The following is a 21,847-nucleotide window of genomic DNA, read 5'->3' on the forward strand; positions in this document are numbered from 1 at the left end:
GACTTCTACCTTTCTTAAAGCGACGAGTATTTCTTGCGCAGACGCTGACGAATCAGTTCCGCGAGGGTGTTCATGATGAAGGTGAACAACAGCAGCACCAGCGCCGAGAGGAACAGCACGCGGTAGTGGCTGCCGCCGACTTCCGACTCAGGCATTTCCACCGCAACGTTGGCCGCCAGGGTGCGCAGGCCTTCGAACAGGTTCATTTCCATGACCGGGGTGTTACCGGTGGCCATCAGCACGATCATGGTTTCACCCACCGCGCGGCCCATGCCGATCATCAGCGCCGAGAAAATGCCCGGGCTGGCGGTGAGGATCACCACGCGGGTCATGGTCTGCCACGGTGTGGCACCGAGGGCCAGGGAGCCCAGGGTCAGGCCCCGAGGCACGCTGAACACGGCATCTTCGGCGATGGAGTAGATGTTCGGAATCACTGCGAAGCCCATGGCCAGGCCGACCACCAACGCGTTGCGCTGGTCGTAGGTGATGCCCAGGTCGTGGGAGATCCACATGCGCATGTCGCCGCCGAAGAACCAGGTTTCCATGTACGGGCTCATGTACAGCGACAGCCAGCCCACAAACAGAATCACCGGGATCAGGATCGCGCTTTCCCAGCCGTCCGGCACTTTCAGGCGGATGGACTCAGGCAGGCGACTGAAGACGAAACCCGCCACCAGAATGCCGATCGGCAGGAGCATCAGCAGGCTGAAAATGCCGGGCAAATGCCCTTCCACATACGGCGCCAGGAACAGGCCGGCGAAGAAGCCGAGGATCACTGTCGGCATCGCTTCCATCAGCTCGATCACCGGTTTGACCTTGCGACGCATGCCCGGGGCCATGAAGTATGCGGTGTAGATCGCGGCGGCAACGGCCAGTGGCGCGGCCAGCAGCATCGCGTAGAACGCAGCTTTCAGGGTACCGAAGGTCAGCGGCGAGAGGCTCAGCTTGGGCTCGAAGTCGGTGTTGGCCGCGGTCGATTGCCAGACGTATTTAGGCTCGTCGTAGTTCTCGTACCAGACCTTGCTCCACAACGCGCTCCACGAGACTTCCGGGTGCGGGTTGTCGAGCAGCAACGGTTGCAGCTTGCCGCCCTGCTCCACGATCACGCGGTTGGCCCGTGGCGACATGCCGAAAAGGCCTTGGCCGTCGACCACCTGATCCACCAGCAAAGTGCGGTGAGCGGTGCTGTGGAACACGCCCAGTTTGCCGGACGCATCGAGGGCAACGAAGCCTTTACGACGTTCTTCAGCGGTGATTTCAACGATCGGCGCAGCGCCCATCTGGAAAGTACGAATCTGCTTCAGACGCTGCTCGCCATCCGGGTCGCGAGCCATGAACCATTGGGCCAGACCACCTTTGGAGTCACCGACGATCAGCGAGATGCCACCCAGCAATTGGGTAATAGCGGTGACTTCGGTATTGCCGTCTTCAAGCAATTTGTAGCGCCCGTTAAGGCTCTTGTCGCGCAGACTGAAAACGTCGGCCTGAGCGCGACCATTGACCACGTACAACCACTGCTGACGCGGGTCGATGAAGATGTTCTTCACCGGCTCGGTCATTTGCGGCAGCTCAACGCGCGTCTGCTCGTTGGTGACTTCGCCGGTCATCATGTTTTCTTCGCTGGTCAGCGACAGGACATGCAGTTGCGCGGCCGTGGAGCCGGCCAGCAGCAGGGTCGAATCGGTAGCGTTGAGGCTGACGTGCTCCAGAGCACCGCCCGCCTCGTTCAGCATGATTGGCGTTTCGCCGTATGGATATTCAATGGCCGGCGAGATGGTTTTCTTGCCTTCCGGGTAGCTGACTTTATAGGTGTGACGGAACACCAGGACCTGGCCGTTGGACAAGCCCACGGCCACTAATGGCTGGCCAGGTTGATCTTCACCGATGGAGGTCACGCTGGTACCGGCCGGGATCGGCAGGTCGACGCGGCGCAGTTCAGCGCCGGTGTCGATATCAAAGAACAATGCCTGGCCCTTGTCGGAAACCCGCATGGCGACCTGGTTCTGCTCTTCAATGGAGATCATCAGCGGCTTGCCGGCGTCTTGCATCCAGGCGGGCGTGATGGCGTCTTTGGCGGTCAGGTCGGCCCCCTGGAACAGCGGCGCAACGACGTAACCGAGGAAGAAAAAGATCAGGGTGATCGCGGCAAGAACGGCGAGGCCGCCGACGAGGACGTACCAGCGGGTCAGGCGATCTTTCAGCGCACGAATACGGCGCTTGCGTTGCAGCTCAGGCGTATTGAAGTCAATTCGCTTGGGGGGATTTGTAGTCATGGTGGAGTTGGCCAGATCATTCATGCGCACACCCTAGCGATCCTGTATGACAGAAAGATGACAATGCAGTGACGCAACAAATCCGCCGCCAGCGGGAACTGGCAGTGGATTGGAAATTTGGGGGCCGGTATTTACCGGCATTTGTAGGAGCGAGGCTTGCCCGCGAAGGGGTCGTTACATTCAACATCAATGTTGACTGACCCACCGCTTTCGCGGGCAACCTTCGCTCCTACACAGGTCCGGGTTTAGCCCGGACCTAGGGTTTTACTTTTTTGCGACGTTACCGCCTTCTTGCAGACCCAGGTCAGCCAGTGCTTTTGCAGCAACCTTGGCTGGCAGCGGGATGTAGCCGTCTTTCACAACCACTTCCTGACCCTGTTTGGACAGAATCAGCTTCACGAACTCGGCTTCCAGCGGGGCCAGAGGCTTGTTCGGAGCCTTGTTGACGTAAACGTAGAGGAAACGCGACAGCGGATACTTGCCGTTCAGGGCGTTTTCTTCAGTGTCTTCCACGAACTCGGTGCTACCTTTCTTGGCCAGGGCCACGGTCTTCACGCTGGCGGTCTTGTAGCCGATGCCCGAGTAACCCACGCCGTTCAGCGAGGAGCTGATCGACTGCACGACCGAAGCCGAGCCTGGTTGTTCGTTGACGTTTGGCTTGTAGTCGCCTTTGCACAGGGCTTCTTCTTTGAAGTAGCCATATGTGCCGGATACCGAGTTACGACCGAACAGTTGCACTGGCTTGTTGGCCAGGTCGCCGGTCACACCCAGATCGCCCCAGGTTTTCACATCGGTTTTAGCGCCGCACAGACGTGTCGAGGAGAAGATCGCATCGACCTGTTCCATGGTCAGGTGCTGGATCGGGTTGTCTTTGTGTACGAACACCGCCAAGGCATCCACAGCCACCGGGATAGCGGTTGGCTTGTAGCCGTACTTGGTTTCAAAGGCTTGCAGCTCGTTGTCCTTCATCTTGCGGCTCATCGGGCCCAGGTTAGAGGTGCCTTCAGTCAACGCAGGTGGCGCGGTAGAAGAACCGGCAGCCTGAATCTGGATGTTTACGTTCGGGTATTCTTTTTTGTAGTTCTCAGCCCACAGGGTCATGAGGTTGGCCAGGGTATCGGAGCCGACGCTGGACAGGTTGCCCGACACACCAGTGGTCTTGGTGTAGCTCGGGATCGACGGGTCAACAGCGGCAACCGCGTTGGCAGTCGCAACGCCAGCAGCGACAAAAGTCATTGCCGCCATCAAACGCTTCAGTTTCATGCCTTACTCCTAGCAGATAGGTGTGTTAAGTCGGGGCCAAGTATCAGCAGGCCGTGTGAACACTCTATGGCTGAAATATGACAATTGGATGAAAGGCCAGCATTTGCTTTTTTCGCAGGCAGACCGCGTTATCGTTCTTCGCGGGCAAGCCTCGCTCCTACAGGATTAGTGTCATTTCAAAATTGGCGCATGACCTGTAGGAGCGAGGCTTGCCCGCGAAGACGTCGGTCGGCTCAGCGACCCTTCTTCCAGAGATAGCCCCCCACCAGAACCCCGACGCCACACAGAACCGCTACGTAATACGCAGGCCCCATCGGGCTTTCCTTGAGCAGCAGGCTGACGATCATCGGCGTCAGGCCACCGAAAATGGCGTAGGCGACGTTGTAGGAAAACGACAGGCCACTGAAGCGCACCACGGGCGGGAATGCCTTGACCATGACATAGGGGACCGCACCGATGGTGCCCACCAGCAAGCCTGTTATGGCGTACATCGGGAACAGCCAGTCGGGATGCTCAGCCAGGCTGTGGTAGAAGGTCCAGGAGCTGGCCAGCAACGCGGCGCAGCCGAACACGAATACTCGTCCCGCGCCGAAACGATCTGCCAGGGCGCCGGCAATGATGCAACCAATGCTCAGCAGCACTATCGCCACGCTATTGGACTGCAGGGCGGTGGTTGGCGCGAAGTGATAGACCGTCTGCAATACGGTCGGGGTCATCAGGATCAACACCACGATGGCGGCGGACAACAGCCAGGTCAGCAGCATGGAAATCAGAATCGCACCGCGATGGTCGCGTAACACGGCGCGCAGCGGCACCTCTTCGGCCAGCGCTTTGCGTAATTGCAGTTCGGCAAACACTGGGGTTTCGTGGAGCCAGCGGCGCAGGTAGACCGAGAACAGGCCAAACACGCCGCCCAGCAGGAACGGGATTCGCCAGGCGTAATCCGACACTTGCACCGGCGTGTAAATGCTGTTGATTGCGGTAGCGACCAACGAGCCCAAAAGAATACCGGCAGTCAGACCGCTGGTCAGCGTGCCGCAGGCATAACCAATGTGACGCTGCGGCACGTGTTCGGAAACGAATACCCAGGCTCCCGGCACTTCACCGCCAATCGCCGCGCCCTGAATTACCCGCATCAACAGCAACAGGATCGGCGCCCACATACCTATCTGCGCGTAAGTCGGCAGCAAGCCCATGATCAGGGTCGGGACTGCCATCATGAAAATGCTCAAGGTGAACATCTTCTTGCGCCCCAGCAGATCACCGAAGTGCGCCATGACGATGCCGCCCAGCGGCCGCGCCAGGTAGCCGGCGGCGAAGATGCCGAACGTCTGCATCAGGCGCAGCCACTCGGGCATATCGGCGGGAAAGAACAGTTTGCCGACCACCGTGGCGAAGAACACAAAGATGATGAAGTCGTAAAACTCCAGCGCGCCGCCCAAGGCAGACAGCGATAACGTCTTATAGTCATTGCGGGTCAACGGGCGTGCGGATTGGCTGGGCTGCGCGATGCTCGAGGGCGCTGTGGTCATGGCAAGGGCTTCTCTTATAGTCGGATCTGCAACCTCAACAACGCTGGCAGAGGCTTGGGCAGGTTCGGCACGATAGCAAATTGTTCGAAAAAGCACATAGAGGCGCGTATTTGACGGTCGAAATGAGAACCGGACGGTCGTCGTGGAGTCTACCGATCGATATACTCCCAATATTGCAACGGCTTGTAAGGGGTTGCTGTGCGAAACCGTTGTTGGCCTCCACCAGCCGATTTCGCAGAGTTTCCCTTTAGGCGCCTTACGAAAAACGTGACGAACGTAGTATGTTCGGGGCTGAATCGTTTTTCCAAGGCTCCAGTGCGCAAAGTCGCCGAGCGAAGGTCAGGCAAGGCAAAAACAGGCGAGGACGCGGAGTTTGCTGCTGTAAATGAGCGTCCGAGCCTGTTTTTAACGCAGCATGACCGAGCGCAGGCACTTTGCGCGCGGAGCCGTAAGACGGCTATTCACCCGCTACATACATGAAGAGTCACGGGTCAGAGGCACCCCCGGCATGATAGAGCTCGAACAAGAAGATCCAATCCCGCAAGGCGACCTGGCCCTGCAAATCACCGCGCTTCCGCGCGAAACCAATGGCTTTGGCGATATTTTCGGCGGCTGGCTGGTGGCGCAGATGGATCTGGCTGGCACCGCAATGGCCAGCAAAGTGGCTGGTGGTCGCGTAGCCACCGTGGCGATCGATCGCATGGCGTTCCTGGTGCCGGTAGCAGTGGGCGCGCAGCTGTCCTTTTATACCCAGGCCCTGGAAATCGGTCGCAGCTCGATTCAGATGATGGTCGAAGTCTGGAGCGACGATCCACTGTCCAGCGAATGGCGTAAAGTGACCGAAGCCGTCTTCGTGTTCGTCGCCATCGACGGCAGCGGCCGCACTCGCTCGGTTCCGCCTAGAGCCCGTTAAACCGAAGCTCGTAAAAACCGGAGCCCGTAAAAAAAGTGGGCGTTAAACCCGGCGACCGTTTTGCGGTCCATTGCAGTCCTGTTCCTGATCGAGAGTTGCCCCATGAGCACGCCCAACGTTGAAGCCGTGAAACTGGATGAACTGAACTGCTGGCGTATCCGCCACGGTCAGGCCGAATTGCTGGTGGCCCAGCAAGGCGCGCACATTCTCAGTTATCAACGGGCTGGCGAGCCTCCGTTGATCTGGCTCAACGACGAGGCGGTATTCAAGGCCGGCAAAAGCATCCGCGCCGGCGTGCCGGTGTGCTGGCCGTGGTTCGGCAACCTGTCGCGCAACCCGCAGAGTGTCCAGGCCATGCGCGTCAGCCAGGAACCGCCGACTGCCCATGGTCTGGTGCGGGCGATGGACTGGGAACTGGGCTGCATCGAAACCGAGGGCGAAAGCCTGAAGGTGGAATTCAATCTGCCCTACCCCGAAGGCGGCCTGCCAGGCTGGCCACATCAGGTGGACTTGAAGCTGAGCATTCGTCTGGATGAGCAGTTGCACATCAGCCTGACCAGCGAAAACAAGGGCGCTGAACACGTCACCATCAGCCAGGCACTGCATAGCTATTTCGCGGTCAGCGATGTGCGCAACGTGCACGTTGAAGGGCTGGATGGCTTGAGCTATATCGAAACCCTGGACGACTGGAAAACCGTCACCCAGACCGGTGATCTGCATTTTACCGGCGAGACCGACCGCATCTATCTCAATACCCCGCCGAAGCTGAGCATCGTAGACCCGCACTGGGAGCGACGCATCGAACTGACCAGCAGCGGTTCGCGTTCGGCAGTGATCTGGAACCCCTGGATCGACCGCGCCGCGGCATTCAGCGACATGGCCGACGATGGCTGGCAGCGCATGCTGTGCATTGAAACGGCGAATGTGATGGGTGATGTGGTGACACTGGCACCGGGGGCAAGTCATACCTTGGGCGTCAGTGTCGGCAGCAAATCCCTTTAACACCACAAAACAAATGTGGGAGCGGGCTTGCTCGCGAAGGCGGCGTATCAGTCGACATTAACGTTGCCTGACACACCGCCTTCGCGAGCAAGCCCGCTCCCACATTTTGATCTGCGCCTGGCGTTTTTACAAATCCGACTCTTTGACCACTCGCACCTGCGCCGCATCCAGCGCATACGCCGCATCCGCCAAGTCGTTGTTGACCGTCTCGATCTTCAGCGTGCCGGTCACCCACAGCGGTGTGTAGATATCGTTCAGCTTCAAACCTTTCGGATAACGCACCAACACCAATTGATTAGGTGGTGGCGGCGGCACGTGGATGCAGGCGCCCGGATACGGTACGAGGAAGAACAATGTGCTGTGGCCCTTGGCGTCGGATTCCAGCGGTACCGGGTAACCGCCAATGCGGATGTGCTTGTCGTTCATCGACGGCACGGTTTTGGTCGAGTACATCACCGCCGGCAAGCCCTTGCTCTGCTTCATGCCACCCTTTTGGGTAAAGGTGCCGTTGGCTTCCGGTGAGTTGTGATCGATTTCAGGCATGGCCTCGAGGGCTTTCTGGTCCGACTTGGGCATCAGTTCAAGCCAGTCGGTTTCCGGCAGTTCGCCGGCATGGGCCAAACCACTGCCCAGGAAGAGAAGAGTCAACAGAAGACGGCGCATGAAAGTGCTCGGTAGGGATAGGACAGTGTCACGCCGAGCATTCTAGCCCTCTCGACGTGCGCAGCCGAGAGGGATTCGTCGCTTGAATCAGTTCTTTTTAATCAGGCCGTAGATCACCAGCAATACCACCGCGCCCACCAGCGCACCGATGAAACCTGCGCCTTCGCCAGCGTGGTAAATGCCCAAGGCCTGGCCGCCGTAAGTGGCTGCCAGCGAACCGCCGATACCGAGCAGGATGGTCATGATCCAGCCCATGCTGTCATCACCCGGTTTCAGGAACCGTGCGATCAGGCCGACGATCAAGCCGATAAAGATGGTTCCGATAATTCCCATGGCATTTCCCTCTGATTAATTGGCTATAGCCTAGACAGACTTTGGCATCCTGCCATCAGAGAACGGCGGCCCCTGAAGGTTCCGCCGTTGCCACATGAAACTATTCGGCGATCAGCGCTTCGACCTTGAGGATCTGCGCAGCCAACGTCTCACGGTCTGCACAGCGCAGACTGGCGTGACCGACCTTGCGGCCGGCCTTGAAAGCCTTGCCGTAGTGATGCAAATGGCAGTCGTCGATCGCGATCACTTTTTCTACTGGCGGCACGACACCGATGAAGTTGAGCATCGCGCTCTCGCCGACCTTGGCCGTCGAACCCAGCGGCAGACCGGCAACGGCCCGCAGGTGGTTTTCGAACTGGCTGCACTCGGCGCCTTCGGTGGTCCAGTGCCCGGAGTTGTGTACGCGCGGGGCGATTTCGTTGGCCTTGAGGCCGCCGTCGACTTCGAAGAACTCGAACGCCATCACGCCGACGTACTCCAGCTGCTTGAGTACGCGACTGGAGTAATCTTCAGCCAACGCTTGCAGCGGGTGATCGGTGCTGGCCACGGACAGCTTGAGAATGCCGCTGTCGTGGGTGTTGTGAACCAGTGGATAGAACCTGGTTTCGCCATCGCGAGCACGCACGGCAATCAGCGAAACTTCGCCAGTGAATGGCACGAAGCCTTCCAGCAGGCAGGCAACGCTGCCCAGCTCGGCGAAGGTGCCGATCACGTCTTCAGGCTTGCGCAGGACTTTCTGGCCCTTGCCGTCATAACCCAGGGTGCGGGTTTTCAGCACGGCCGGCAGACCGATCGAAGCCACGGCGGCGTCCAGGTCGGCTTGCGACTGGATGTCGGCGAACGCGGGGGTCGGAATCCCCAGGTCCTTGAACATGCTCTTTTCGAACCAGCGATCACGAGCGATGCGCAGGGCTTCGGCGCTCGGGTACACCGGGACGAATTGCGACAGAAACGCCACGGTTTCGGCCGGGACGCTTTCGAACTCGAAGGTCACCAGGTCGACTTCATCGGCCAGTTGACGCAAGTGATCCTGATCGCCGTAATCGGCCCGCAGGTGTTCGCCCAACGCGGCTGCGCAAGCGTCTGGCGCCGGGTCGAGGAAAGCGAAATTCATGCCCAGCGGAGTGCCCGCCAGCGCCAACATGCGACCCAACTGGCCGCCACCGATTACACCGATTTTCATCGTCAACAACCTCAGGCGATGCGTGGGTCTGGATTGTCCAGGACGCTGTCTGTCTGCTCAGCGCGGAATTTCTTCAACACGGTATGAAATTGCGGATGCTTGGCGCCCAGGATGCTCGCCGAGAGCAACGCTGCGTTGATCGCGCCGGCTTTGCCGATGGCCAGGGTGGCGACCGGAATGCCTGCAGGCATTTGCACGATAGACAGCAGCGAATCGACGCCCGAGAGCATCGACGACTGTACGGGTACGCCCAGCACCGGCAGGTGGGTCTTGGCCGCACACATACCTGGCAGGTGGGCCGCGCCACCGGCACCGGCGATGATCACCTCGATGCCACGGGCCTCGGCCTCTTCGGCATACTGGAACAGCAGGTCCGGGGTGCGGTGGGCAGAGACCACTTTCACCTCGTAAGGGATGCCGAGCTTTTCCAGCATATCGGCGGTGTGGCTAAGGGTGGACCAATCGGACTTGGAGCCCATGATCACGCCAACCAGTGCACTCATCGTCGTGCCTCTTCTCTCTGGGCGCCCGCAGGCGCGTCAAAAAACAACAAGCCACGCAGAAATGCGTGGCTTGATTGTACGAAAAATGGCCGGACGAACCGGCCGAAGGCCGCGCAGTATACCTCAATGAAGCAGATAAACAGCCCCCGATACGACCATCTGTCATACGGCGCAAAGTGCCGGTTTTATTGACTCGGAGGTCAGCGAAAGATCGACACAAATCCCCCTGTGGGAGCGGGCTTGCTCGCGAAAGCGCTGGGTCAGGCAACATTGATCTCGACTGACACACCGCATTCGCGAGCAAACCCGCTCCCACATTGGATCTTCATTGGTCTCAGATACCCGTTGTGCCTTGGGCCGCGCCGCCTTCAAGCTTGCGCCAGAGCAACCGCACGTTGGCCTTGCGCACCAATGCGCAGCGGTACAGACGGATCTCCAGTGGCACATGCCATTGCGGGCCCCCGCAGACGACTAACTCACCGCGAGCCAGTTCAGCGCGCACGCTCAGTTGCGGTACCCAGGCGATGCCAAGGCCTTCCAGCGCCATGCTTTTCAGGCTGTCGGCCATGGCGGTTTCGTAGATGGTGGTAAACCTGAGGGCGCGCTGGCGTAACAGCATGTTGACCGAGCGCCCGAGAAACGCACCGGCGCTATAAGCCAATAGCGGCACGCTGGCCTCGCCTTCCAGGTCGAACAACGGTTTGCCATCGGCATCGGCGGCGCAGACCGGGAGCATTTCGGTGTCCCCCAAGTGCAGCGACGGGAAAATCTCCGGGTCCATTTGCATGGCCGCATCCGGGTCATAAAACGCCAGCATCAAATCGCAGCCGCCTTCGCGCAATGCATGCACCGCATCGCCAACGTTAGTGGCCACCAGTCGCGTGGCAATGTTCAGCCCTTCATTGCGCAACTGCGCGATCCAGCGCGGGAAGAAACCCAGTGCCAGAGAGTGAGCGGCAGCAACCTGCATCACCTCGCCCTGCCCGCCTTCCAGGTGATGAAGGTGGCGCAGCACTTCACCCAGCTGTTCGACCACGGTTCGCGCGGTAACGAGAAATAGCTGCCCCGCCGCGGTCAGCTCGACCGGCGTGCGGGAGCGATTCACCAGGGTCAGCCCCAGCGCGGCTTCGAGGCTGCGGATCCGTCGGCTGAATGCCGGCTGAGTCACGAAGCGTCGTTCAGCTGCCTGGGAGAAGCTGCGGGTGGCGGCCAGAGCACTGAAGTCCTCGAGCCATTTACTTTCCAGATTCATCACGCCCTCCCGGACACGCACCAAATTAGGTCGCACGCTCGCCGCGCATGCGGCGTCACACGGGCATTATGCCGAATGTGCATAGGCTAGTGTTTAACAGCATTGGCCCAAAATTCTTCACAAGCCTAGCATTTGCAGTGTTCCGGCACAGACCGGGTCCATATCGAGATGATTTCTATCATGTCCTCCGCTGCATCTTTCCGCACAGAAAAAGACCTGCTTGGCGTACTCGAAGTACCTGCTCAAGCGTATTACGGCATCCAGACCCTGCGAGCGGTGAACAACTTCCGCCTCTCTGGCGTTCCGATTTCGCATTACCCGAAACTGGTTGTCGGTCTGGCAATGGTCAAGCAGGCCGCCGCTGACGCCAACCGCGAGTTGGGTCACCTGAGCGAAGCCAAGCACGCTGCTATCAGCGAAGCTTGTGCCCGATTGATCCGCGGCGATTTCCACGAAGAGTTCGTGGTGGACATGATTCAAGGCGGCGCTGGCACTTCGACCAACATGAATGCCAACGAAGTCATCGCCAACATCGCGCTGGAGGCCATGGGCCACAGCAAGGGCGAATACCAGTACCTGCACCCGAACAACGACGTCAACATGGCGCAGTCGACCAACGACGCCTACCCGACCGCGATCCGTCTGGGTCTGCTGCTGGGTCACGACGCGCTGCTGGCCAGCCTCGACAGCCTGATCCAGTCGTTCGCCGCCAAAGGTGAAGAATTCAGCCACGTTCTGAAGATGGGTCGTACCCAGCTGCAAGACGCCGTGCCGATGACCCTGGGCCAGGAATTCCGCGCCTTCGCCACCACATTGGGCGAAGACCTGGCACGCTTGAAGACTCTGGCGCCAGAGCTGCTGACCGAAGTGAACCTGGGCGGCACCGCGATCGGCACCGGCATCAACGCCGACCCGCGCTACCAGCACCTGGCCGTGCAACGCCTGGCGACCATCAGCGGTCACCCACTGGTGCCAGCCGCCGACCTGATCGAAGCCACCTCCGACATGGGCGCCTTCGTGCTGTTCTCCGGCATGCTCAAGCGCACCGCGGTCAAGCTGTCGAAGATCTGCAACGACCTGCGTCTGCTGTCCAGCGGCCCACGCACCGGCATCAACGAAATCAACCTGCCAGCGCGTCAGCCAGGCAGCTCGATCATGCCAGGCAAGGTCAACCCGGTAATCCCGGAAGCCGTGAACCAGGTGGCGTTCCAGATCATCGGCAACGACCTGGCCCTGACCATCGCGGCCGAAGGCGGCCAGCTGCAACTGAATGTGATGGAGCCGCTGATCGCTTTCAAGATCTTCGACTCGATCCGCCTGCTGCAGCGCGCCATGGACATGCTGCGCGAGCACTGCATCGTCGGCATCACCGCCAACGAAGAGCGCTGCCGTGAACTGGTCGAACACTCGATCGGCCTGGTTACAGCACTGAACCCGTACATCGGCTATGAAAACGCCACCCGCATTGCCCGTATCGCGCTTGAAAGCGGCCGCGGCGTGCTGGAACTGGTGCGCGAAGAAGGCTTGCTCGACGAAGAAATGCTCGCCGACATCCTGCGCCCGGAAAACATGATTGCTCCGCGTCTGGTGCCTCTGAAGGCTTGACCAAACGCCGGCTCTTTTGAAGAGCACGCTCACCAGGTCGAGGGACTAGACACCTCTCACCTTTTGAGGGCTTGGGGATTTACTCCCTCAAGCCCTTTTTTTTAACTCTTTTGCGGATTTTCGAATATGCTGAATGCTTTCAGTTCCGCCAAGATCGCAGCCTTCGGCAGCTCCTACCGGGTTTGAGACCCCCTGTAGAGGCTACCGAAGGCTGCGATTTTTTGATTTTGCAGCGCTCTCGTTTCATCGCTTGCACCACAACCGTGCAGACGGAAGGCACTCTCCTATGTATAGTGCCGGCCCTCTTCGCGTGAGCGGTCGTCGATAACGAGGCCCAAACCCATGCGAAACCCGAACTAATAAAACCCGCGATATGGAACCGGAACGAACCTCGATCCACTTGTTGTGCCACGCGCAAGCCGGTGTAACGCGATGTGTCGGTCCACCATTATCTGCACACACAAAAAATAGCGAGGAATAATCCATGCTCGAAGTCATCAACGACTTCCTCTCAGGGAAAGTACTGATCGTGCTCATTGTCGGGCTCGGTAGCTACTTCACGATCCGCTCGCGTTTCGTCCAGTTCCGTCATTTCTTCCACATGTTCGCGGTGTTCCGTGACAGCTTGCGCAGCAGCGCCGGTCAACTCAGCTCGTTCCAGGCCCTGATGCTCAGCCTGGCCGGCCGTGTCGGTGCGGGCAACATCGCCGGTGTCGGTATCGCCGTGACCCTTGGTGGCCCCGGTGCAGTGTTCTGGATGTGGGTGACCGCGCTGGTCGGCATGTCCAGCAGCTTCTTCGAATGCTCCCTCGGCCAGCTCTACAAGCGCTGCGACTCCGAAGGCCAGTTCCGTGGCGGCCCGTCCTTTTACATTCAGCACGGCCTGCAGAAACGCTGGTTGGGCATGATCATGGCGTTCCTGCTGCTGATTACCTTCGGCTTCGCCTTCAACGGCCTGCAAGCCCACGCCGTCACCCACTCGCTGAACAATGCCTTCGGCCTCGACACAACGTACACCGGCCTTGGCCTGGCGGTATTGCTGGGTCTGGTGTTCATCGGTGGCATCAAGCGAATCGCCAAGGTCGCTGACCTGCTGGTACCGGTGAAAACCCTGGTGTACATCGGCGTGACCATCTACGTGATCGTGCTGCAGTTCGACCATGTTCCGGGCATGTTGATGACCATCGTCAAAAGCGCCTTCGGTCTGGACCAGGCGTTCGGCGGCCTGATCGGCAGCGCCATCGTCATGGGCGTGAAGCGCGGCGTGTTCGCCAACGAAGCAGGCCTGGGCAGTGCACCGAACGTGGCTGCTGTGGCCTCGGTCGAGCACCCGGTCTCGCAAGGCGTGGTTCAGGCGTTCAGCGTGTTCCTCGACACCTTCGTGATCTGCACCTGCACCGCATTGCTGATTCTGCTGTCGGGTTTCTACACCCCGGGCTTCGAAGGCGACGGCATTGCCCTGACCCAAAACTCCCTGGCTGCCGTGGTCGGTGACTGGGGCCGGATGTTCATCTCCGTGGCTCTGGCGTTGTTTGTGTTCACCTCGATCCTCTACAACTACTATCTGGGCGAGAACAACCTGCGCTTCATGATCGGCGAAAACCGCAAGGCACTGATGGCCTATCGCGCGCTGGTACTGGTACTGATCTTCTGGGGTGCCATCGAAAACCTCAGCACGGTGTTCGCGTTCGCCGACATCACCATGACCCTGCTGGCGTTCGTGAACCTGATCGCGCTGTTCCTGCTGTTCAAGGTCGGCATGCGCATCCTGCGTGACTACGATGACCAGCGTGCTGCCGGTATCAAGACCCCGGTGTTCGATTCGAGCAAATTCCCGGATCTGGACCTGGACCTGAAAGCCTGGCCAGCCAATCCGCCAGCCGCCGCTCCTACGGCCGCAGCCGAGCCGCAAGGCGTGACCGCAGCGCAACGCTGATCGGTAAAAAACCGGGCGCACCCCCTGCGCCCGGCGTGACACAGCTTGCGACCGGCGTCATGCTCGGTCGCATGTTGTGGCAGCTATTTTGATGCTGCCGTTTTGGTTCGAGCTTGAGACCCATCGCTGCCATCGCGAGCAGGCTCGCTCCCACATCGTTTTCGGAGAACCTCCATGAATGCCTCGACTTTTCCTGCTGCCCAGCACGTCATGGTGCTCTACACCGGCGGCACCATCGGCATGCAAGCCAGTGCCCACGGGCTGGCCCCGGCGTCCGGTTTCGAAACGCGGATGCGCGAGTATCTGCACAGCCAGCCTGAACTGGTGGTACCGCAGTGGCGCTTTCGCGAGATGGCGCCGCTGATCGACAGCGCCAACATGACGCCCGCCTACTGGCAGCAACTGCGTGAAGCGGTGGTCGATGCCGTGGATGTCCAGGGCTGCGACAGTGTGTTGATCCTGCACGGTACCGACACCCTGGCCTACAGCGCCGCAGCCATGAGCTTCCAGCTGCTCGGCCTGCATGCCCGCGTAGTGTTCACCGGCTCCATGTTGCCGGCCGGCGTGACCGACAGCGATGCCTGGGAAAACCTCAGCGGTGCGTTGGTTGCTCTTGGCCAGGGCCTGGCGCCGGGCGTTCATCTGTACTTCCACGGCGAACTGCTCGATCCGACCCGCTGCGCCAAGGTTCGCAGTTTCGGTCGTCATCCATTCAAACGGCTGGAGCGTCAGGGCGGCGGCGTGAAAGCGACTTCCGTGCCGACGCAGCTGAACTACAACCAGCCTAAACAGCTGGCGAAGGTCGCGGTGCTGCCGCTGTTCCCGGGCATCGGTGCCGATCAACTGGATGGCCTGCTCAACAGCGGTATTCAGGGTCTGGTGCTGGAATGTTATGGCAGCGGTACCGGGCCAAGCGACAACCCAGAGTTTCTCGCCGGCCTGGAACGGGCGCGGGACAAAGGTGTGGTGGTGGTCGCGGTGACGCAATGTCATGAAGGTGGCGTGCAGCTCGACGTGTACGAGGCGGGCAGCCGCTTGCGTGACGCCGGTGTGTTGTCCGGTGGCGGCATGACTCGCGAGGCGGCGTTTGGCAAGTTGCATGGGCTGCTGGGTGCAGGGCTTGAATCCGCTGAAGTTCGACGGCTGGTTGAACTCGATCTGTGCGGTGAACTGAGCTGACACAACACAAAACCCTGTAGGAGCGAGGCTTGCCCGCGAAGGCGTCCTCAAGTGCGCCAAAAGCTTCGCGGGCAAGCCTCGCTCCTACAGGGGCCATCAGGCATATAACTTGCTCCCCTTCCGGCACGCCCAACGCTGGAAGCACCCATGCTCCACTCTCACCTCACCACCCTCAATGCCGTCTCCCTGGTGCTCAACACCTTCAAGGCCGAAGGCCTGTCCAGCGAAGCGTTATTGGCCGGCAGCGGCATCAGCGCGGCGGATCTGAGCCGGGCGGACACGCGCATCACCACCAACCAGGAGATGCTGGTTTGCGCCAACGCCGTCGCGTTACGCCGCGATATCGGCCTGGAGTTGGGCCGGCGAATGCACGTTTCTTCCTATGGCATGCTCGGGTACGCCTTACTCACCAGCGCCACTTTAGGTGACGCCTTGCGGTTGGCGCTGCACTATCCGGCGCTATTGGGAACACTGTTCGAGTTGAGCCTGGAGGAGGATGGCGAGCGCATCTGGCTCACTGCCGGGGACTATCGGGAAAATCCGGCGCTGGCGCCGTTCAATGTCGAGTTTTGTCTGGTCTCGATGAAAGTCACCTGCGAAGACTTGCTCGGCCACTCTCTGCCCCTGCTCGGGGCCCGCTTCGAATACCCGGCGCCGGATTATCAGGCGCGCTACGCCGAGCGTTTCGACTGCCCCTTGCAGTTCGATGCTGTGTCCAATGCCTTTGCTTTCGACAAACGCTGGCTCGAACAACCCCTGCCCCTGGCCGACGCCATCACGCACCAGGCCATGGCCGAGCGCTGTCGCAAGCAAAACACCGAATTCACCGGGCGTCAGGCCTGGCTCGGGCGTATCCGCCAACTACTCGCGGCGCAATTGAGCGCGGCGCCGGGCCTGGATGGGCTGGCCAAACAGTTGAACTGCTCGGCGCGCACCCTGCGACGACATCTGAAGGACCTGGGCTGCAGCTATCAAGAACTGCTCGATGAATTGCGCTTCGAGCAGGCCAAGCGACTGCTTTGCGAAGATCAATTGCCGATCTATCGGATTGCCGAGGCGTTGGGGTTCAGCGAGACCGCAAGTTTCCGCCATGCGTTTGTGCGCTGGAGTGGTGTGGCGCCGAGTCAGTTCCGTCCCTGACAACCCAACCCTTGTAGGAGCGAATGCGTCATTCGTGGGCGCCGGTGTGCCATTAAGGGGCGAATTTCGGTCAAATCTTTTGGCCATATCGATCCCCTTTTGGCCTTTCCTGCCGTTCTCCCAAACGCCGCCCGCCGCAAGACTGTGTGCAACCGAATCAGCCTGCGGAGAACAAGAATGCTGACGATCTACTCGGACGATCACCACTTGCATCACGGCCGTTGCGAATTGATGGACGGGCAATTGATGCCCTGCTTCGAAATGCCCTCGCGGGCCGACCATGTGTTGGCACGCGTACAGTCCCGCCATCTGGGCCCGGTCGAGGCGCCGCAGGATTTCGGTCTCGGGCCGATCGAGCGCATCCACAGCCGCGACTACCTCGACTTCTTCAAAGGAGCCTGGGCGCGCTGGACCGAGTTCAATACCGACGGCGACTTGCTGCCCTACACCTGGCCTGCCCGCACCCTGCGCCGGATCATGCCCACCAGCCTGCACGGTCAGCTCGGCTATTACAGCTTCGACGGCGGCGCACCAATTACCGCCGGTACCTGGCAAGCGGCGTATAGCGCGGCGCAAGTTGCGCTCACGGCCCAAGCGCAAATCCAGCGCGGTGCCCGCAGTGCCTTCGCCTTGTGCCGTCCACCGGGACACCATGCCGCCAGCGACTTGATGGGCGGTTATTGCTACCTCAACAACGCCGCCATCGCCGCTCAGGCATTCCTCGATCAAGGCCACAAAAAGGTCGCGATCCTCGACGTCGATTACCACCATGGCAACGGCACCCAATCGATTTTCTACGAGCGCAGCGACGTGCTGTTCACCTCGATCCACGGCCATCCGGAAGCCGAGTTTCCGTTCTTCCTCGGCTACGAAGACGAACACGGTGAAGGCCCGGGCGAAGGGTTCAACTTCAACTACCCTTTGCCCGCCGGCTCAGGCTGGGACCGCTGGAGCGCAGCCCTGGAGCAGGCCTGCAAAGAGATTGAAAAGTACGGCGCCGACATCGTCGTCGTATCCCTGGGCGTCGATACGTTCAAGGACGACCCGATCTCCCAGTTCAAACTCGACAGCCCGGATTACCTGGCGATGGGCGCGCGCATCGCGGGCCTCGGCAAGCCGACGCTGTTCGTGATGGAAGGCGGTTACGCGGTGGAAGAAATCGGCATCAATGCCGTGAACGTTCTCGAAGGTTTTGAAAGCGCCCAATGAGGAATTAGAACAAATGAATCGACTCAAGCGTCTTATCGCTCCAGTGTTATGCGCCACCGTATTCAGTGGTGCCATTCACGCCGAAGAGCGCACGTTGCGGGTGTACAACTGGTTCGACTACATCACCCCCAAAGCGCTGGAAGATTTCAAGACCCAGAACCCCCAGACCAAACTGGTCTACGACATCTTCGACACCAACGAAGCCCTGGAGGCCAAGCTACTGACCGGCAACTCCGGCTACGACGTGGTGGTGCCGTCCAACGTGTTCCTCGCCAAGCAGATCGAAGCCGGGGTGTTCCAGCCGCTGGACCGCAGCAAACTGCCGAACTGGAACCACCTCGACCCCAAGCTGATGAAGTTGATCGAAGCCAACGACCCGGGCAATAAATTCGCCGTGCCCTACATGTACGGGACCATTCTGATCGGCTTCAACCCGGACAAGATCAAGGCGGCTTTGGGCGACAACGCACCGGTGGACAGCTGGGACCTGATCTTCAAGGAAGAGAACATCAGCAAGCTCAAGCAGTGCGGCGTGGCCCTGCTCGACTCGCCGTCAGAGATCCTGCCGCTGGCCCTGCAGCACCTGGGCCTGGACCCCAACAGCAAGAAGCCGGCGGACTACGCCAAGGCTGAAGCGCTGCTGATGAAGATTCGCCCCTACATCACCTATTTCCATTCGTCCAAGTACATGGCCGACATTGCCAACGGTGACATCTGCGTCGCGGTCGGTTACTCCGGCAGCTTCTCCCAGGCCGCCAACCGCGCCAAGGAAGCCAAGAACGGTGTGGTCGTCGACATGCGCCTGCCCAAAGAAGGCGCACCGATCTGGTTCGACATGCTGGCGATCCCCAAAGGCGCGAAGAACCCGGAAGATGCCTACAACTTCATCAACTACCTGCTGCAACCTCAGGTCATTGCACCGGTCAGCGACTTCGTCGGCTACCCGAACCCGAACAAAGACGCCACGGAAATGGTCGACCCGGCGATCCGCAACAACCCGAACCTGTACCCGACCGAAGCGGCGATGAGTACGCTCTACACCCTGCAACCGCTGCCGCGTGATGCCGAGCGGGCGCGGACCCGGGCCTGGACCAAAATCAAGTCCGGCACCTGATCCGGGCGGCGTGACTCACACCGGGCGCCAGATCTCTTTGAGCCTCGCCAGTGCCGATTCGATAGCCGCCTCCGGCACTGCGGCGAACCCCAGGACCAGCCCCGCTCGCTGGTCCTCGGGAAGCGTCGTGTCTGGCAGCCAGTAACTGCTCAAACCATTGATCTCCACCCCGACGCTGGTGGCTTGTTCAATCAATTCGCGCTCACGAGTCACGCTGTCGACACGTACCGTCAGGTGCAAACCGGCCGCCACACTGGGCAGCTTACCGACGCCCGGGATATCCACAGGCCAGCCATTGAGCAACACGTTACGCCGACTCAACGCAGCGCGGCGCATACGCCGGATATGCCGCTGGAAATGCCCGGCGGCCATGAACTCGGCCATTACCGCCTGGGTGCTGACCTCCGAGTGCCGTACGTCCACCGCACGACGCTGGGAGAACGCCTCAACCAATCCGGGCGGCAACACCAGATAACCCAGTCTTAATGCCGGGAATGCGACCTTGCCGAAGGTTCCGACATACAGCACCCGCCCCTGTCGATCCAGTGCAGCCAACGGCGCCAGCGGTGCGCCGCTGTAACGGTATTCGCCATCGTAGTCGTCCTCGACGATCCACCCTTGGGTGCGTTCGGCCCAGGCCAACAATTCAAGACGTCGCGCCAGACTCATGACCACGCCGGTCGGGTACTGATGCGACGGCGTGACGTAAGCCAATCGACAATCGCTGAGCCCCGCCAATTCGGTGCAATCAATGCCCTCACTGTCCACCGCTATCCCGTGCAATCGCGCGCCGGCTACAGCGAACGCATGACCCGCCGCTCGATACCCCGGATTTTCAATGCCCACCCCATCGCCAGGCTCCACCAGCAACTGTGCACAAAGGCTAATCCCCTGTTGTGCGCCACTGGTGATCACTATTTGCTCAGCCGAGCACTGCATGCCCCGCGAACTGCGCAAATACGCAGCAATTAACCCACGTAATCGCGCATCACCCGCTGGGTCGCCGTAACACAGTTGCTCTAAATCCGGCTTACGCCAGAAAGCCGCATTCAGCTTGGCCCAGACCTCGAAAGGAAATAGATCGAAGGCTGGAACGCCGACACGAAATGCCCGAGGTGGACCACTGGGAGGCAAGGTCAAATGGTTCTTTTCAACCCGGCCCAAAGCACCGCTGTGGATAACTTTACTGGATGAAACCACAGGTAAATCCAACCAATTTGTGGATAAGGCTGTGGGTAACCCTGTTGAAAACCCTGTGGATACTTTTGTGGATAATTTTTTCACTGACATCGCAGCTTGAGGCAATTGCGCGACATAAGTCCCGTCGCCAACACGCCCCTCGATGAAGCCCTCAGCGTAAAGCTGATCGTAGGCACGGACCACGCTGTTACGGGAAATCGATAACGCCGCCGCCAGATCGCGACTGGCTGGCAGTCGTGTGCCGCTGGCCAGTCGTCCGTCGAGCACTCGCACCCGTAGCGCTTGATAGAGCTGACGACTCAGGCCCTGGCGGCGGTCGAGTTCGATACCCGCCGGATTGAACGACGAGGGAAGCGGCGTGTTCGACATGGTAATGGACCTATGAAATTGGTCATTAATGGCTCTTACAACAGACCAATAGCCTGCCTAGGATGCAGGCATTCGCCAAGGAATATTTCCATGTATACGCCCAGCAATTTCGCCATCAATGATTTGAATGAGCTGCATCAGCACATCCTCGGCGCCCGTCTTGGCGTTTTGGTCACCCACGGTGTGCAAGGCCTGCAAGCCAGTCATTTGCCTCTGCTGCTGAATGCCGACCACGGCCCGAATGGCACTCTCTACGGGCACCTCGCCCGGGCCAATCCACAATGGCGAGAATTGCAGAACGGCGCCGAGGCGCTGGTGATTTTTGCTGGTGCGGATGCTTACGTCAGCCCGGGGTTTTACCCGAGCAAAGCCGAGCACGGGAAAGTCGTGCCGACCTGGAACTACGTGGCCGTACACGCTTATGGCACTGGCGAAGTGTTCACCGATACCGATCGCCTGCGCGATCTGGTCAGCGCATTGACCGAGCGCCATGAAGCCGGTCGCGCCCAGCCGTGGAAGGTCGCCGATGCCCCCGCCGACTATATCGACGGCATGCTCAAGGCCATCGTCGGTTTTGCCTTGCCGATCCAGCGGCTGGAGGGCAAACGCAAGCTCAGCCAGAACCGTAGTGCCGCAGACATCGCCGGTGTGCGCGAGGGGCTGACCGCCAGCCCTGATGTGCACGACCAGGCCCTCGCCCACTTGATGCGTTAAGGAATCAATATGAGTCAGATCGACATCCGCCAGGTCACCGCCGACGATCACGCTGCCTGGCTGCCGCTGTGGCAAGCCTACCTGCGCTTCTACAACACCGAACTGCCCGAGGCGGTGACCCAAAGCACCTGGCAGCGCCTGCTCGATCCGAGCGAACCGACCCATGGGGCGCTGGCCTGGGCCGATGGCAAAGCGGTGGGCATGGTGCATTTCATCTATCACCGCTCGAACTGGAGCATCGAAAACTCCTGCTACCTGCAAGACTTGCTGGTGACACCAGAAACCCGCGGCACCGGTGTCGGTCGGCAACTGATCGAATTCGTCTACACCACGGCCAAGGCGGATGGTTGCTGCAAGGTTCATTGGCTGACCCACGAAACCAACGCCACCGCGATCCAGCTCTATGAGCGCATCGCCGAACGCCCCGGTTTCATCCAGTTTCGCAAAGGCCTTTAAGGTTCAAG

19 protein-coding genes are annotated in these 21,847 nt (G+C 60.0%); 10 read left to right on the plus strand and 9 right to left on the minus strand.

Translation table 11 applies throughout. The features are described from left to right. Positions 1-14: 14 nt before the first annotated feature. The 3 genes from KW837_RS10655 to KW837_RS10665 form a co-directional block, all read right to left on the minus strand. Positions 15-2,048 carry an ABC transporter permease subunit gene (locus tag KW837_RS10655; RefSeq protein ID WP_192345261.1) on the minus strand — a complete coding sequence of 678 codons (2,034 nt, stop codon included), beginning with the start codon at positions 2,046-2,048 and terminating at the stop codon, positions 15-17. A 489-nt stretch (positions 2,049-2,537) separates the two neighbouring features. Further along, a complete protein-coding gene (locus KW837_RS10660; protein WP_218395596.1) occupies positions 2,538-3,536 on the minus strand; it encodes a phosphate ABC transporter substrate-binding protein PstS family protein in 999 nt (332 codons plus the stop codon). 233 nt (positions 3,537-3,769) lie between these two features. Continuing rightward, positions 3,770-5,068: an MFS transporter gene (locus KW837_RS10665; RefSeq protein ID WP_218395597.1), complete on the minus strand. Its 1,299-nt coding sequence runs from the start codon at positions 5,066-5,068 to the stop codon at positions 3,770-3,772. A 508-nt stretch (positions 5,069-5,576) separates the two neighbouring features. On the opposite strand from KW837_RS10665, the gene KW837_RS10670 reads away from it, so the two are divergent. Both KW837_RS10670 and KW837_RS10675 read left to right on the plus strand, forming a co-directional pair. After that, the gene (locus KW837_RS10670) at positions 5,577-5,981 is read left to right on the plus strand and encodes an acyl-CoA thioesterase (RefSeq protein WP_007896491.1); all 405 of its coding nucleotides are present in this window, start codon (positions 5,577-5,579) and stop codon (positions 5,979-5,981) included. A gap of 102 nt (positions 5,982-6,083) precedes the next feature. Beyond that, positions 6,084-6,983 (plus strand): D-hexose-6-phosphate mutarotase, encoded by a 900-nt coding sequence (locus KW837_RS10675; RefSeq protein ID WP_218395599.1) that lies wholly within the window; start codon positions 6,084-6,086, stop codon positions 6,981-6,983. 126 nt (positions 6,984-7,109) lie between these two features. On the opposite strand, the gene KW837_RS10680 is transcribed toward KW837_RS10675, so the two are convergent. From KW837_RS10680 to KW837_RS10700, 5 genes are all read right to left on the minus strand, one after another. Next, complete coding sequence (locus tag KW837_RS10680; RefSeq protein ID WP_192345120.1) at positions 7,110-7,646, minus strand: DUF3299 domain-containing protein; 537 nt, start codon at positions 7,644-7,646, stop codon at positions 7,110-7,112. Between the two features lie 87 nt (positions 7,647-7,733). Next, positions 7,734-7,979, minus strand: a complete 246-nt coding sequence (locus tag KW837_RS10685; RefSeq protein ID WP_123500851.1) for a GlsB/YeaQ/YmgE family stress response membrane protein — start codon at positions 7,977-7,979, stop codon at positions 7,734-7,736. 100 nt (positions 7,980-8,079) lie between these two features. Beyond that, the gene (locus KW837_RS10690) at positions 8,080-9,162 is read right to left on the minus strand and encodes a 5-(carboxyamino)imidazole ribonucleotide synthase (RefSeq protein WP_123500853.1); all 1,083 of its coding nucleotides are present in this window, start codon (positions 9,160-9,162) and stop codon (positions 8,080-8,082) included. An 11-nt stretch (positions 9,163-9,173) separates the two neighbouring features. Beyond that, on the minus strand, positions 9,174-9,665 hold the full coding sequence (gene purE / locus KW837_RS10695) for a 5-(carboxyamino)imidazole ribonucleotide mutase (protein ID WP_003196369.1): 492 nt from the start codon (positions 9,663-9,665) through the stop codon (positions 9,174-9,176). 334 nt (positions 9,666-9,999) lie between these two features. Further along, the gene (locus KW837_RS10700; protein ID WP_192345123.1) at positions 10,000-10,917 is read right to left on the minus strand and encodes a LysR substrate-binding domain-containing protein; all 918 of its coding nucleotides are present in this window, start codon (positions 10,915-10,917) and stop codon (positions 10,000-10,002) included. 180 nt (positions 10,918-11,097) lie between these two features. Here KW837_RS10700 and aspA point away from each other — a divergent pair, with 180 nt between their 5' ends. The 6 genes from aspA to KW837_RS10730 all read left to right on the plus strand — a co-directional run bounded on the left by aspA (position 11,098) and on the right by KW837_RS10730 (position 19,100). Next, complete coding sequence (gene aspA / locus KW837_RS10705) at positions 11,098-12,522, plus strand: aspartate ammonia-lyase (protein ID WP_095632848.1); 1,425 nt, start codon at positions 11,098-11,100, stop codon at positions 12,520-12,522. A gap of 484 nt (positions 12,523-13,006) precedes the next feature. Further along, positions 13,007-14,458, plus strand: a complete 1,452-nt coding sequence (locus KW837_RS10710) for a sodium:alanine symporter family protein (RefSeq protein WP_218395601.1) — start codon at positions 13,007-13,009, stop codon at positions 14,456-14,458. A 174-nt stretch (positions 14,459-14,632) separates the two neighbouring features. Then, a complete protein-coding gene (locus tag KW837_RS10715; protein WP_218395603.1) occupies positions 14,633-15,637 on the plus strand; it encodes an asparaginase in 1,005 nt (334 codons plus the stop codon). A gap of 147 nt (positions 15,638-15,784) precedes the next feature. Then, complete coding sequence (locus tag KW837_RS10720) at positions 15,785-16,777, plus strand: AraC family transcriptional regulator (RefSeq protein ID WP_218395605.1); 993 nt, start codon at positions 15,785-15,787, stop codon at positions 16,775-16,777. 177 nt (positions 16,778-16,954) lie between these two features. Next, positions 16,955-17,986, plus strand: a complete 1,032-nt coding sequence (locus KW837_RS10725) for a histone deacetylase family protein (RefSeq protein ID WP_218395607.1) — start codon at positions 16,955-16,957, stop codon at positions 17,984-17,986. Between the two features lie 13 nt (positions 17,987-17,999). Then, a complete protein-coding gene (locus KW837_RS10730; RefSeq protein ID WP_218395609.1) occupies positions 18,000-19,100 on the plus strand; it encodes a polyamine ABC transporter substrate-binding protein in 1,101 nt (366 codons plus the stop codon). Between the two features lie 15 nt (positions 19,101-19,115). Here KW837_RS10730 and KW837_RS10735 read toward each other — a convergent pair whose 3' ends face one another. Beyond that, positions 19,116-20,669, minus strand: a complete 1,554-nt coding sequence (locus KW837_RS10735) for a PLP-dependent aminotransferase family protein (RefSeq protein WP_218395611.1) — start codon at positions 20,667-20,669, stop codon at positions 19,116-19,118. A gap of 90 nt (positions 20,670-20,759) precedes the next feature. Here KW837_RS10735 and KW837_RS10740 point away from each other — a divergent pair, with 90 nt between their 5' ends. Further along, positions 20,760-21,383, plus strand: a complete 624-nt coding sequence (locus tag KW837_RS10740) for an FMN-binding negative transcriptional regulator (protein WP_218395613.1) — start codon at positions 20,760-20,762, stop codon at positions 21,381-21,383. Between the two features lie 9 nt (positions 21,384-21,392). Then, complete coding sequence (locus KW837_RS10745) at positions 21,393-21,839, plus strand: GNAT family N-acetyltransferase (RefSeq protein WP_007896516.1); 447 nt, start codon at positions 21,393-21,395, stop codon at positions 21,837-21,839. Positions 21,840-21,847 lie beyond the last annotated feature (8 nt).

The sequence above is a fragment of the Pseudomonas sp. PDM24 genome (genome assembly GCF_019218905.1).
In the GTDB taxonomy this organism is placed as follows: Bacteria; Pseudomonadota; Gammaproteobacteria; order Pseudomonadales; family Pseudomonadaceae; genus Aquipseudomonas.